This window comes from Deltaproteobacteria bacterium (genome assembly GCA_035063765.1).
GTDB lineage: Bacteria > Myxococcota_A > UBA9160 > UBA9160 > PR03 > CAADGG01.
On the sequence record JAPSFT010000002.1, the window covers coordinates 125,848 to 138,877 of the forward strand.

10 protein-coding genes are annotated in these 13,030 nt (G+C 75.2%); 3 read left to right on the forward strand and 7 right to left on the reverse strand.

Annotation, left to right across the window (positions count from 1 at the left end):
• Nucleotides 1-6: 6 nt before the first annotated feature.
• Nucleotides 7-2,886, reverse strand: a complete 2,880-nt coding sequence (gene uvrA / locus OZ948_01860) for an excinuclease ABC subunit UvrA (protein MEB2343465.1) — start codon at nt 2,884-2,886, stop codon at nt 7-9.
• Between the two features lie 49 nt (nt 2,887-2,935).
• Here uvrA and OZ948_01865 point away from each other — a divergent pair, with 49 nt between their 5' ends.
• The gene (locus OZ948_01865) at nt 2,936-3,670 is read left to right on the forward strand and encodes a protein-L-isoaspartate(D-aspartate) O-methyltransferase (GenBank protein ID MEB2343466.1); all 735 of its coding nucleotides are present in this window, start codon (nt 2,936-2,938) and stop codon (nt 3,668-3,670) included.
• A 30-nt stretch (nt 3,671-3,700) separates the two neighbouring features.
• On the opposite strand, the gene OZ948_01870 is transcribed toward OZ948_01865, so the two are convergent.
• The 3 genes from OZ948_01870 to OZ948_01880 are packed head-to-tail and all read right to left on the reverse strand — an operon-like array spanning nt 3,701 to nt 7,145.
• Entirely contained in the window at nt 3,701-4,438 is a 738-nt protein-coding gene (locus OZ948_01870; protein MEB2343467.1) for a PilZ domain-containing protein, read from the reverse strand.
• Between the two features lie 53 nt (nt 4,439-4,491).
• Nucleotides 4,492-6,027: a M20/M25/M40 family metallo-hydrolase gene (locus OZ948_01875; GenBank protein ID MEB2343468.1), complete on the reverse strand. Its 1,536-nt coding sequence runs from the start codon at nt 6,025-6,027 to the stop codon at nt 4,492-4,494.
• A gap of 8 nt (nt 6,028-6,035) precedes the next feature.
• The gene (locus OZ948_01880; protein ID MEB2343469.1) at nt 6,036-7,145 is read right to left on the reverse strand and encodes a hypothetical protein; all 1,110 of its coding nucleotides are present in this window, start codon (nt 7,143-7,145) and stop codon (nt 6,036-6,038) included.
• A gap of 191 nt (nt 7,146-7,336) precedes the next feature.
• On the opposite strand from OZ948_01880, the gene OZ948_01885 reads away from it, so the two are divergent.
• Nucleotides 7,337-9,079 (forward strand): response regulator, encoded by a 1,743-nt coding sequence (locus OZ948_01885; protein ID MEB2343470.1) that lies wholly within the window; start codon nt 7,337-7,339, stop codon nt 9,077-9,079.
• Between the two features lie 19 nt (nt 9,080-9,098).
• Here OZ948_01885 and OZ948_01890 read toward each other — a convergent pair whose 3' ends face one another.
• From OZ948_01890 to OZ948_01900, 3 genes are read right to left on the reverse strand one after another with little or no spacing between them, the layout of a single operon-like run.
• A complete protein-coding gene (locus OZ948_01890; GenBank protein MEB2343471.1) occupies nt 9,099-9,977 on the reverse strand; it encodes a rhomboid family intramembrane serine protease in 879 nt (292 codons plus the stop codon).
• 19 nt (nt 9,978-9,996) lie between these two features.
• Nucleotides 9,997-11,805, reverse strand: coding sequence for an ATP-binding protein (locus tag OZ948_01895; GenBank protein ID MEB2343472.1), 1,809 nt, complete (start codon nt 11,803-11,805; stop codon nt 9,997-9,999).
• A 53-nt stretch (nt 11,806-11,858) separates the two neighbouring features.
• Nucleotides 11,859-12,764: an MBL fold metallo-hydrolase gene (locus tag OZ948_01900; protein ID MEB2343473.1), complete on the reverse strand. Its 906-nt coding sequence runs from the start codon at nt 12,762-12,764 to the stop codon at nt 11,859-11,861.
• A gap of 65 nt (nt 12,765-12,829) precedes the next feature.
• Here OZ948_01900 and OZ948_01905 point away from each other — a divergent pair, with 65 nt between their 5' ends.
• The gene (locus tag OZ948_01905) at nt 12,830-13,009 is read left to right on the forward strand and encodes a hypothetical protein (protein ID MEB2343474.1); all 180 of its coding nucleotides are present in this window, start codon (nt 12,830-12,832) and stop codon (nt 13,007-13,009) included.
• The last annotated feature ends 21 nt before the right edge of the window (nt 13,010-13,030 follow it).

Sequence of the window (13,030 nt, forward strand, 5' to 3'; positions counted from 1 at the left end):
ATTGGATCACCCGCGGGGAGTACGTCCAGGAGGCGTCGATCCGTCCCCGAGCGCGGCCCGCAGGTAGCGCCCGGTGTGGGAAGCCTTCACCCGCGCCACCTGCTCCGGGGTTCCCTGCGCGACCAGCCGGCCCCCCTCCGGCCCCCCCTCGGGCCCGAGGTCGATCACCCAGTCGGCGCTCTTGATCACGTCGAGGTTGTGCTCGATCACGACGGCCGTGTTGCCGGCGTCGACGAGACGCCGCACCACCTCGAGGAGCTTGCGCACGTCGTCGAAGTGGAGGCCCGTGGTGGGCTCGTCGAGGATGTAGAGGGTGCGGCCGGTGCCCCGGCGGGCCAGCTCGCGGGCGAGCTTGATGCGCTGCGCCTCGCCGCCCGAGAGGGTCGGCGAGGGCTGGCCCAGGTGCAGGTAGTCGAGGCCCACGTCCGCGAGCAGCTCGAGGGGCCGGCGGATCCTCGGGTGCGCCGCGAAGAGCTCGAGGGCCTCGGCGATCGTGAGGTCGAGCACGTCGGCGATCGACTTGCCCTTGTAGAGCACCGCGAGCGTCGCCTCGTTGAAGCGCCGCCCCCGGCACTCCTCGCAGGTCACGTAGACGTCGGGCAGGAAGTGCATCTCGATCTGGCGCACGCCGTCGCCCTGGCAGGCCTCGCAGCGCCCGCCCTTCACGTTGAAGCTGAAGCGCCCGGGCGCGAAGCCGTGCACGCGCGCCTCGGGGAGCCCCGCGAAGAAGTCGCGGATCTCGTCGAAGACCTTCACGTAGGTGGCCGGGTTGCTGCGCGGCGTGCGCCCGATCGGGCGCTGGTCGACCGCGATCACCTTGTCGAGCTGCTCGGCGCCGGCGAGCGCGCGGTGGCGGCCCGCACGCTCGCCGGCACCGTGGTAACGGCGGGCGAGGGCGGGCAGGAGCACGTCGTTCACGAGCGTCGACTTGCCCGCGCCCGAGACGCCCGTCACCGCCACCAGGACGCCGAGCGGCAGCTCGACGTCGATGTCGCGGAGGTTGTTCTCGCTGGCCCCCAGGATCGCGAGCGAGCCGGTGGGCTTGCGCCGCTCGGCCGGCAGCTCGATGCGGCGGCGGCCGGCCAGGTAGTCGCCGGTCAGCGACCGGCGGCTCTTCGCGAGGCTCGCCGGGGTGCCCGCGTGTACGATCTCGCCCCCGCGCACCCCGGCGCCGGGTCCGAAGTCGATCACCCAGTCGGCGGCGCGGATCGTCTCCTCGTCGTGCTCGACCACCACCACGGTGTTCCCGATGTCGCGCAGGTGTTCGAGCGTCGCGAGCAGGCGCCGGTTGTCGCGCTGGTGGAGCCCGATCGAGGGCTCGTCGAGGATGTAGACGACGCCGGTGAGCTCCGAGCCCACCTGGCTCGCGAGCCGGATGCGCTGCGACTCGCCGCCCGAGAGCGTCGGGCCCGCGCGGTCGAGCGAGAGGTAGCCGAGCCCCACCGAGGCCAGGAACTCGAGCCGCCCGCGGATCTCCTTCAGGAGCTCGACGGCGATCTCGGCTGCGGCGCCCTCGAGCGCGAGCGCCGCGAAGAAGGCCCGCACCTGGTCGATCGTGAGGGCGGAGAGCTCGACGATCGAGCGGCCCCCGACGCGCACCGCGGCGCTCTCGGGCCGCAGGCGCGTGCCGCGGCAGGTCGGGCAGGCGGTGTCGGCCAGGAACTGCGCGTACCAGCGCTTCGCGCTCTCCGAGGTGGTCTCGCGGAAGCGGCGCATGAGGCGCGGGAGCACGCCCTCCCAGTCCATCACGAAGGTGGCCCGGCCCCCCTTCTTGCCGGCCCAGCGCACCTGGTACTGGCGCCCGCCGGTGCCGTGCAGCACCTGCTCGCGCAGCCGCTTCGGGATCCGCCGCCAGGGGGTGTCGAAGGGCACGCCGAGCTGCACGAGGATCTGCGTTCGCAGCCCCGACCAGCTCGACTTCTGTGAGATCTCCTTGCCCCACGCCTTGATCGCGCCCTCGTCGATCGTGAGTGCCTCGTCGGGCACCACCAGCGCGGGGTCGATCGCCATCCGCGAGCCGAGCCCGTTGCAATCCACGCACATGCCCTGCGGGCTGTTGAAGGAGAAGCCCTGGGGCGTGAGCTCGGGGAAGGAGAGCCCGCAGCGCGCGCAGGCCATCCGCTCCGAGAACACGCGGTCGGTGCCGCCGGCGTGGGCGACGAGCTGCCCGCCGCCGGCCCGGAGCGCCTGCTCCACCGAGCCGACGAGCCGGCGCCGGCTCTCCGGCCCGACCACGAGGCGGTCGATCACGACCTCGACATGGTGCTTGCGCCGCTTGTCGAGCGCCTCGACCGCCTCCGCCTCCACGATCGCGCCGTCGACGCGCAGCCGCACGTACCCGGCGCGGCGCAGGTCGGCGAGCAGCTCGCGGTGCTCGCCCTTGCGGTGCACCAGCACCGGCGCGAGGAGATGCAGGCGCGTGCCGGGCGCCAGCGCGGAGAGCTCGCGCGCGATCTGCTCGGCGCTCTGGCCGCGCACCGGGTCGCCGCAGCGATGGCAGTGCTGGATCCCGATCCGCGCGTAGAGCACGCGCAGGTAGTCGGCGATCTCGGTGATCGTGCCGACCGTCGAGCGCGGGTTCGTGCCGGTCGTCTTCTGCTCGATCGAGATGGTCGGCGAGAGGCCCCGGATGTGGTCGTAGCGGGGCTTCTCCATCTGGCCGAGGAACTGCCGCGCGTAGGCCGAGAGCGACTCGACGTAGCGCCGCTGGCCCTCGGCGTAGAGCGTGTCGAAGGCGAGCGAGGACTTCCCCGAGCCCGAGACGCCCGTCAGCACGACCAGCTTCTTCTTCGGAATCCGCACGTCGACCGAACGCAGGTTGTGCTCGCGCGCACCCTGGATCGCGATGTGGTCGAGCTCGGCGGGAGGCTTGGCGGCCGGGGGCATCGGGGGCTGGCAGGATAGCCGAGCTGCTCCGGCGGCCTACCATGGGGCGATGCCGCTCTGGAGCCGGATCGGCACGTTTGCGAACGCGCTCGGCGCTGCCGCGTCGGCGCTGGCGGCCGAGCCCGCGGCGCCGCCGGCGGACGGCCGCCAGGCGGAGCGGGAGCGCATGGTCGCCGAGCAGATCGAGGCACGCGGCGTCCGTGAGCCGCGCCTGCTGGCGGCGCTGCGCAAGGTGCCGCGCCATCTGTTCGTGCCCGCCGAGCGCGCGGACGAGGCCTACGCCGACCGCGCCCTCGCGATCGGCCACGGCGCCACGATCAGCCAGCCCTATGTCGTAGCGGTGATGACCGAGGAGGCCGCCGTGGGGCCCGGCGAACGGGTTCTCGAGGTCGGTACCGGCTCGGGCTACCAGGCGGCGCTGCTCGCGGAGCTCGGCGCCGAGGTCTACACGATCGAGATCGTGGAGCCGCTCGCGCACGAGGCCGAGGCGAACCTGCGCCGGGCGGGCCATCCCGGCGTGCACGTCCGCGCCGGCGACGGCTATCGCGGCTGGCCGGAGGCCGCTCCCTTCGACGCGATCCTGGTCACGGCCGCCGCTCCGCGCGTGCCCGAGCCGCTTCTCGACCAGCTCGCGCCCGGCGGGCGCCTCGTGATCCCCGTGGACGTGGAGGACGGCGCCCAGGAGCTCCAGGTGCACGAGCGCACGCCGGAGGGGATCACGGTGCGCCGCGTCCTCGGCGTCCGCTTCGTACCGATGACCGGGGAGGTCCGGGATCCCGGCTAGGCGGGCGGCCGGGTTGCCCGCGCCCTCGGATCAGAGTCGATACGCGCGCGCGCGCTGCTCGACCCAGCACAGGAGCTCCTCCTGCAGGTCCGCCGGCACGGCGGTGAAGCGCAGCCCCATCCCGATCGGCGCGTTGAAGCGGCGCAGGTTGCCGGGCACGTTGTTCCACATCACCTGGGCGCCGAGGACCACCTCGCCGCCCGGCAGCGAGAAGAGGAGCTGCACCGCTCCGCCGCGCAGGGTGGGGCGCGGGGTTGCGACGTAGGCGCCGGTCGCGGAGAGGTTGTAGATCAGCGCCACCTTCTCGCCGTGCTTCGTGACGATGCGGGCAGGCAGATCGGCCGGGACGCGCTGCTCGGCGCGCGGGATCGCCGTGCCGTCGCGGTGCAGCGCCTGGTTCAGGACGAAGCGCAGCTCCTCGTCGCTGGCCGGCTCGAAGAGAGCGAAGGTCACGCCGGCCCTCCGCAGGCCCACGAGCGCGTCGGGCGCCGGGCGCGGGCCGAAGGCAACCCAGTGCATGCTGCCGCCTGGCCCATGCGCACCGAGCGCGCGGAGCGAGTCGTCCAGGTCCGGGAGCCCGTGGTCGCTCGCGACGAAGCCGGTCGGGAAGGCGCGCGGGCTTGCTGCCTGGACCCGCAGCGCGCTCTCGAGGGTTTCGGCGCAGACCCCCCGGCAGGCGCCGAGCAGGGAGAGCCGGCTCGCGAGCGTTCGCGAGCGCTCCTCCGGGCCGAGCACCAGGACCTGCTCTCGCTCGCGACCCTGCATCATGGGACACGCTCCCGGTGGGCGGATCGGCGTTCCGCAGGCGAACCTTGATGGTGTCAGAGAGGGGGTCGGTCGCCGGAGCGGACCGCGTGCTCCGCCAGGATCTGCGCGACGCAGCCGCTGAGCCGGCGCGCCGTCGGCAGGTGCAGGAACTCGTTCGGGCCGTGGGCGTTGGCGCCCGGCCCGAGCACGCCGGTGACCAGGAACTGGGCCGCGGGGAAGGCGGCGCCGAGCATCGCCATGAACGGGATCGTGCCGCCCTCGCCCATGAAGGCGGGCTCGGCTCCGAACCAGGCCCGGGAAGCGCGCCGGGTGGCGCCCGCGAGCCAGGGAGCGAGCGCCGGCGCGTCCCAGCCATGGGCGGCCTGATCGGGCTCGAAGCGGACATGGGCCCCGGCGGGCGGGTCGGCCTCGAGCAGGCTGCGAAGCCGGGCCAGGGCGGCGTCCGCGTCGAGCCGCGGCGGGAGGCGCAGGGAGAGCTTCAGCGCCGTCTCGGGCCGCAGCACGTTGCCCGCGCTCGTGAGCGCCGGCAGGCCCCCGGCGCCGGTCACCTCGAGAAAGGGCCGCCAGGTGCGGTTGAGCACGCGCTCGGTGTCGTCGCTCGGCGCATCCGCGGCCTCGCCGCGAGCCCGCGAAGGGCCGGCTTCACCGCCCGCCAGAGGAGGGCCGGATTCGCCGCCCGCCAGAGGATGGCCGGCTTCGCCGGCCATGGCCCCCGTCGAGCCTGCGAACGGGAAGCGGCGCCAGTGCTCGGGGCCGAGGACGCGCGCGGCGGCCTCGGCCTGCGCTGCGCGTTCGGCCGGGATCGCGACGTGGAACTCGGGACGGATGCGGCCGCTCCGCTCGTCCTCGAGGCGCGAGAGGAGCGCGCGCGCGATCCGGAAGCTCGAGGGCACGACGCCGCTCGCGTCGCCCGAGTGCACCCCCTCCTCGAGCACCCGGACCCGCAGGACGCCGGCGGCGATCCCGCGCAACGAGGTCGTGCACCACAGCCGCTGGTAGTCGCCGCAGCCCGAATCGAGGCACACGACCAGGCTCGGCGTGCCGATGCGCGCGCGGAGGTGCTCGAGGTAGGCGGGCAGGTCGAAGCTCCCGCTCTCCTCGCAGGTCTCGAAGAGCGCGATGCAGCGCGCGTGCGCGACGCCCTGGGCGTGGAGCGCGCCGAGGGCGGCCCCGAGCGCGAAGACCGCGTAGCCGTCGTCGGCACCGCCGCGCCCGTAGAGGCGGTCACCCCGCCGCACCGGCCGCCACGGCCCGAGCCCCTCGCTCCAGGGCTCGAGCTCGGGCTGCTTGTCGAGGTGGCCGTAGACTAGGGCCGTGTCCGAACCCGTGCCGGGCGCCTCGAGCAGGAGCAGCGGGGTCCGGCCCGGCAGGCGCACGACCTCGGCCGTGAGGCCGCGCACCGGCTGCGCGCGGCACCAGCGCTCGGCGAGCGCGATGGCGCGCTCGAGCTCGCCGTGCTCCTGCCAGTCCGGGTCGAAGTGCGGGGACTTCGCGGGGATCGCCACGTACTCGGCGAGCGCGGGCAGGATCGAGTCGTCCCAGAGCGCGTCGACGAAGGTCCGGGCGGCGTCGGGCGCGAGCGCCGCCATCGTGCGCCTCAGCGGCCTTCGGCGAGCTTGCGGAGCTCTGCGAGGTGGGCCGCCAGCGCGGGCGGCAGGTCGGCGCCCGCCGCGCCGGTGTAGCTCTCGATCGTCTCGGCCTCGAGCAGCTCGTAGGCGCGCCGGGCGGGCGTGCTCCCCGGTGCGCTGCGGATCGCGGTCTCCAGGTAGAACTCCGCCTGCGACAGCCAGAAGGTGTCCCCGGTCCGGAGCTCGCAGGCGCCGAGCAGCCCCCAGGCCTCGCTCTGCTCGGCCGCCGGGTGCCCGCCCCCGGCGAGCCAGCGGTGCAGGATGCTCGAGGCGACGAGGGTGCGGACCAGGCTCCGTTCGTCGGGTGCGAAGGGCCCGCCGCTGCGCGCCTCCTCGACCAGCCGGCGGGCGGTGGCGAGCGAGGGGACCTCGTCGCGCAGCGGACGCAGCTCGCGCAGGTCGCGCATCCACTGCTCGACGTCGGCGCGGAGCTGGAGCCAGAGGTCCTGGCGCTTCGCGAAGCGTTCGAGCACGGGCAGGGGGCGGTCGTAGTCGCCCTTCACCCGGACCGCGACGGTCAGGTAGTCGGTGAGCGGCCCGAGCATCGTCGAGGGGTGGACGGAGGGCTCGGCGAAGAGACCCTCGAGCGTGGTCATCGCGGCGTCGAACTGGCGCGTCGCGATCTGGAGCCGGGCGCGCTCCTCGGGCGGCAGCTTGGCAAGGACACCCGCGTCGACGAAGTGCGTGGCGACCGGCGAGTCGCCGGGGCTGCGCAGCTTGCCGTGGCAGGCGATGCAGTTCTCGGTTGCCTGCTGGATCAGGAAGGCGGCGCTGTCGGTGCGCCCCTCGCGATAGCGCTCGAGCGCGTTGCGCGCGTCGCTCGCGAGCGAGCGCCCGAGGTAGCGGCGCGCCGGGTCGGACTCGCCGGCGTGGGCGGCGAGCAGCTCGGCATGGGAGGCGAGCGCCTCGAGCGCGCGCGTGACGCGGGCGCGCTCGTCGGGCGCGGCGAGGTCACCGTCGGCGCTGAGGGGGAGGAGGAGCTGCATGGCGGCGAAGAGCTCGCGCATCTGCGCGCGGGTCTGCGCGTCGTCGGCCCCGCGCGCCGCCGGTGCGCCGAGGCCGGCGAGAAGGGCCAGCACCCAGCCGGTCCGGAGCGCTCGGCGTGAAGCGGACGGCACCATCGGTTCCCCCCCGGTCCGAGGCGCGCGCAAGCTAGCTCGCCCGCCGGAGGCGCGCCCGGGTCGCTGGGGCCGTCGCCGGCGTGGGGCCGGGTCCAGTGGCGGGGGCGGGCTGCCGATGCAGGACGCACGGGCGGGAAGGACCCGATGGCATGCACGGGGCGTCGCTCGATGGCTTGCGCGTGCTCCTCGTCGAGCCCGACGCCGCGTCCGCCGGCCGACTCGCGCGCGGGCTCACGGGTCTCGGCGCTCGGGCGGAGCCGTTCTCCTCCGCGCGGCACGCGATCGAGCGGCTGCGCGAGGGGCGGCTCGACGCGGTCGTGCTCGCCGTCCCGCTGCCCGACGCCGATTGGATCGGGCTCGTCGCGCTCGTGAAGGAGGGCCCCGAGCCGCCCGCCCTCGTCGTCCTCGACGGCGCCGGCGTGGCACCCGCGCTGGCCCGGGCGCTGCCCGCCGCGCGCGGCACGGACGCCGTCCTCGAACGAGGCGCCAAGGCCGCCGCGATCGCCGAGGCGATCGCAGCAGCGGTGGCGCGCGGTGCGGCGGTCTCCGCAGGCGACTCCCTGGTCCCGGAGGCCTTGCAGCCCGCCGGCTCCACGCTCCCGGCGCTGCTCGTCGAGCTGCGCCGGCGCGCCGAGACCGGCGTGCTCGAGGTTCGCGCCGAGGGCGTGTGCACGCGCATCGCGCTGCGCGCGGGCGCGCCGGTCTTCGCCGAGGGCGGCGCGCTGCGCGAGACGCTCGGCCGCATGCTGCTGCGCCATGGCACGCTCTCCGAGGCCGACTACCTGCGCGTGATCGAGCGCATGACCGAGCGCTTGATGGAGAGCGAGACGACCCGGATGGGCGAGGTGCTGGTCGAGCTCGGCCTGCTCGGCGCCGAGGAGGTGTTCGCAGCGCTCTCGGCGCAGGTGCGCGAGAAGATCGTGAGCTGCTTCCGCTGGCAACGCTTCGACCACTCCTTCGAGCCCTGCGAGGCGCTGCCCGAGGAGCTGCTCGCGGTTCCCTGTCCGCCGCTCGAGACCCTGTTGCTCGAGGGGCTCCGCGCGCACTTCGGCCCCGAGCGCCTGGAGCCGATCCTGGCGCCGCATGCGAGCCACAGGCCTGCCCTGCGCGGGGGGCTCGCCGAGGTCGCCACCCGCTTCCATCTCGCGCCCGCCGAGCAGCGCCTCGCGCGGTCCCTCGACGGTGCCCGGACGCTCGCAGCGATCCGCGCGGCCGCACCGCTCGACGCGGTGCACGCCGCCCAGGTGCTGGCGGCGCTGGTGCTCGCAGATGCGGTCGACTGGGCCGACGCGACGAGCGCGCCCGCCGCGCCTGGACCTGCGCCCGGCCGCGAGGTGTCGCCGCCCCGGCCCGCGACGGCCGCCCCGGCCCCCGCCCGGTCGCAGCCGCCCGCGACGCCCGCCTCCTCGCCGTCCCCCGAGCACACCGCCCGCTCGCTCGCCCGGATGCGCCATGTGCTCGCCCAGGCCGCCCGCAAGCCGCTCGATCCGAAGAGCGCTCCGCTCGAGGCCGAGCGCGCCTTCCGCCAGGGGCTCGCGCTGCTCCAGCAGTCGGCGCTCCCGGGCGCCTTGCGCGCCTTCGGCCGCGCCTGCGCCTTGAAGGGCGACGAGCCCGAGTACCGGATGTACGAGGCGTGGGTGGAGGTGCTGGCGGCTCGCGACGATGCCGCGCGCGCGGTCGCGCGCGCCAAGGCCGGCGCCTGCGCGCAGCGCGTGCTGGCCCGCGACGCCGAGGCGGTGCGCGCGCACACGATCCTGGGCCAGCTCGCGGTCGCGACCGGCGACATCGAGGCCGCCGAGCGCCACTACCGCGCGGCGCTGCGCACGGCGCCCGAGGACCGCGACGCGCTGCGCGGCCTGCGCCTGCTCGAGCGGAGGCGCGCGCCGGGCTGAAGCCGTGGCCGCCTCGTGCTCAGCGCAGCGCGAGCGCCCACGCCCCCGCGATTCCGGCGAGGGCGGCCGCACCGCCGAGGCGCTGCGTGCGGGGCGACCCGATCGTGGCACCGAGCCCGCTTGCGAGGGCGCCGAGCCCGAGCCCGGCCGCGAGCCCGAAGCCGTGCGCCCAGACGTCGGCCCGCTCGCCCTCGGTGCCGATCATCGCGAGCAGCGCCAGGGCGGCCGCCACGGGCACGAACGCGCGCCGGCCGCGGAGCCCGCTCCCGCGGCCCAGCACGAGGCCGCGCCCCGCCAGCAGGCCGAGCGCGCCGAACACCGCCGTCGAGGCGCCGACCACCTCGTGCGGCCCTGGGCGCAGGACGGCGTTCGCGAGGTTGCCGGCGGCGCCGCTCAGCAGGACGAGGGCTGCGCCGACGCCGAACCCGAAGACGCGGAAGACGCCGGCCAGGAAGAGCGCGCCGGCCGCCGCGTTCCCGACCACGTGCGGGAGATCCGCATGGAGCGTGAGCGCCGTGACCGTGCGCCAGAGCTCGCCGGCCCGCACGCGCGCCGCGTCGGCGGCGCCACGTTCGAACCAGACGACACCCGCGCGGCGCGCGCCGGTGACGAGGAAGAAGGCGAGCAGCGCGGCCACGACGCCCAGCGCGTGCGGGATCGCCGCCGGATCGAGAGCCGGGGGCGGCGGCGCGGGCCGCGCCGGCGGCGGGTTCTCGCGCTCGAAGGCCGCGAGCGCCGCGCGGGCCGCGTTCGCCTCCAGGGCAGGGACCCACAGCGCGAAGCCCTCCGGTCCCGACAGGACCTGCGGGTGCAGACCGGACGCTTCGAGCACGAGTGCGGCCTCGTCGACGGGCGCGCGCCGGGGCGCCCGCCGCAGCTCCACCGGGGCGTCGTCCATCGAGCCGCAGGGTAGGCCTTCAGCCGGCGGCGGCGGAGGCAGCCAGCGCGTCGGCGTCGCCGTAGGCGGGCAGCCGGGCGAGGAAGCAGGCGCCTCCGCGGGGCCCCGGCCGCAGCTCGAGCACACCGCCGTGCTCGCGCACGATGTCGAAGGCGATCGCGAGCCCTAGGCCGGTGCCCTCCTCGGGCCCCTTGGTCGTGAAGAAGGGGTCGAAGATCCGCTCGCGGAGCGCCTCGGGGACGCCGGGGCCGTCGTCGAGGACCGCCAGCTCGATGATGTCGCGTGTCAGCCGTGTGTACACCGTTATATGTCTATCCGTGTGTCCGGCCAGTGCCTGCTTTGCGTTCACGAGCAGGTTCAGGACGACCTGGGTCAGGCGCTGCGCGGAGCCGTGCACGGCGGGCAGGCCCTCGGCGAGCCATGCTTCGATCGTGACGCCTCGGTTGTGGTGCAGCTCGGCGAGCCGGATCGCCTCGTGTACCGCCTCGTTCACGTCGACCGGCCCGAGCTCCTCGGCGGGCAGGCGCGAGAAGCGGCGCATCGCGCCGACGATGCGCCCGATGCGGTCGATCCCGTCCAGGCACTCCGCGACGATCTGGGGCAGCTCGGCCAGCTCCTGGGCCTCCGGGTCCGTCCGGGCGAGGGTGTCCACGTGCTTCGCGAGCTGCCCGCCGAGCCGCTCGAGCTGGTGCAGGTTCGCGCGCACGAAGGCGAGCGGGTTGTTGACCTCGTGCGCGACGCCGGCGGCGAGGCTGCCGACCGTCTCGAGCTTCTGGGTCTGGCGCAGCAGGCGCTCGTAGCGGCGTTCCTCGGTGCGGTCGCGCAGCACCAGCACGCGCGCGAGGGCGCTCCGGTCCGGCCCACGCAGGCACTTGCCGGTCACCTCGAGGATCCGGTCGAGCCGTGCGGACAGCTCCCGGCGCGGCAAGACCTCGTCGGGACCGAGCGCGAGCGCCGCGCTCGCGAGCGCGCTGCTCGGCTCGGGCTCGCGCCCGATCTCGCGCAGGAGGAGCGACAGCGCGTGGCCGCGCACGCCCTCGACGGGGCGGCCCAGGATCTCGAGCGCGCGCAGGTTCGCGTCGAGCACGAGACCGGCGCCGTCGGTGATCAACACGCCGTCGTGCAGGTGGTCGATCACGTCGCGCCGGGCGAGCGGGAGTGCGTCGAGGAAGTGCAGGCGGAAGATCCCGAAGGTGAAGAGCAGGATCGAGATGGCGAGCGCGCCCGGGGTCGGGTCGTAGCGGAGCGGCAGCAGCTTCGACACGAAGAGCAGACTCGCGCCCGCCGGCAGTAGGGCCCCGGTGATGGCGATCCACATGCGGGAGCGCTCGTTGCGCTCGAAGGTCCGCCGGGCGGCGAGCACGAACAGCACGACGCCGGCCGCGATGGTCGGGTAGGCGAAGGCCAGCCAGCTGTAGAAGAGCGGGCCGCGCTCGAGGGCGGTCTGCGAGAACGAGCGGACGAAGAGCCGATGCGTGTCGTTGGTGGCGAGCGCGAGCCACGCGAAGACGGCCGGGACGAAGAGCGCCGCGACGACCAGGGGGCGGCGCTCGAGGGTCTCGCCCCGCGCATAGCGCGCGGCGAGCACGAGCCAGAGCGGAGGCACCGCGGCGATCCCGAGCCACGCGAAGCGGAAGCCCTGCCAGGCGGTGGCGTCGTCGGGAGCCGCGAAGCGCCAGATCACGCCCGCCGCCCACAGGATCAGGCTCGCCAGCAGCCCGAGCAGCGGGCTGCGCAGCGGTGTGCGCAAGGGGCGCAGGAGCAGGTAGACGGCGAGGCTGGATGCCAGCACCAGGGACGCGGCGGCCTGCACGATCGCATAGGACATCGCCGCCGCTCATCGGCCGGCCGGAGGATGGCAATGAGCGCCCGCGCGCCGCCTCAGGCGCCGGCGAGGAAGCGCCCCGGCTCCACCTCGCGCACCCGGCCGGCGGCGAGCAGGCGAGCCAGGTGCTGCTCCATGCTGCGCCGCTCCACCGGTTCCGCCCAGCCCACGGCGTCCTCGGGCCGGTAGACGAAGCGGTGGCGGGCGATCGCGGCCAGGTCGTGCGGCCCGCCGCGCAGGAAGACGAGGAGCCGCTCCTCCCGCTCGGCGATCTTCGCGGCGAAGCGCTCGATCCGCGCGCGCGCCTCGTCTGGGTCGCTCAACACGCCGACGTGGTGGAAGGTCGCCCAGTGGCGCGGCCGGAGCCCGCGCAGGCGCGCGAGCGTGCGCTCGAAGTCCTCGAGGTCCGACCAGGCGTCGCCGTAGTAGGGACCGAAGCTCGAGAGGTCGACGTCGGCGAGGTAGAGCACGTCGTCGGGCTCGATCCAGAAGAAGCAGTGGCCTCGCGTGTGGCCGGGCGCGTGGAGGACGCGCACGCGCACGTCGCCGCCGAGCTCGAAGACGGCGCCCTCGGCGAAGCCCTCCGCGTCGGGCCGCGCCACGTAGTGGAACTGCTCGACGACGACGCGCCGGAAGGCGTCGCGGGCGGGCCCCGGGTAGCCGTAGATCGCCATCATCCCATCGAGCGAGCGCAGGCCCGGAAGGTCGGCCTCGTGCAGGAGCCAGGGCACATCGGGGAACAGGTGGTTGCCCGCGAGGTGGTCCTCGTGGCAGTGGCTGTTGAGGACGCGGTCCACCGCCGGCAGCCGGCCGCGCCGGGGCAGGAGGGCGAGGGAGGGGTCGATCACCAGCGCCTCGGCCGGGCCGCGCACCAGCAGGCTGTTGCCGTGGGGGTACTTCCCGCCCCGCTCTCCGAACAGCACGGTGACGGCGCCGATCGTGCGCTCCGGGAGCTCGCTCATGGGCTGCGGACGGTACCGGGGCGGCCGGCTCAGGTCGATCCGGCGGCCGGCCGAAGCGGGCGGCCATGGACGGCAGGCCCGAGAAGCCCCTCAGCGAGGCCGCCGCACGCGCGCGGCGCCTGGTCGCGGTCGTCTGCGCCTGGTGTCGGGTGTCGCTCGGTGTCCGCCCGGCGACCCCGGTCACGGCAGGCACGGTGAGCCACGGGCTCTGTCCGAGCTGCGCTCGCCGGCTGCACGGCGCCTGAGGCGCATCGCAGGCCGGAATA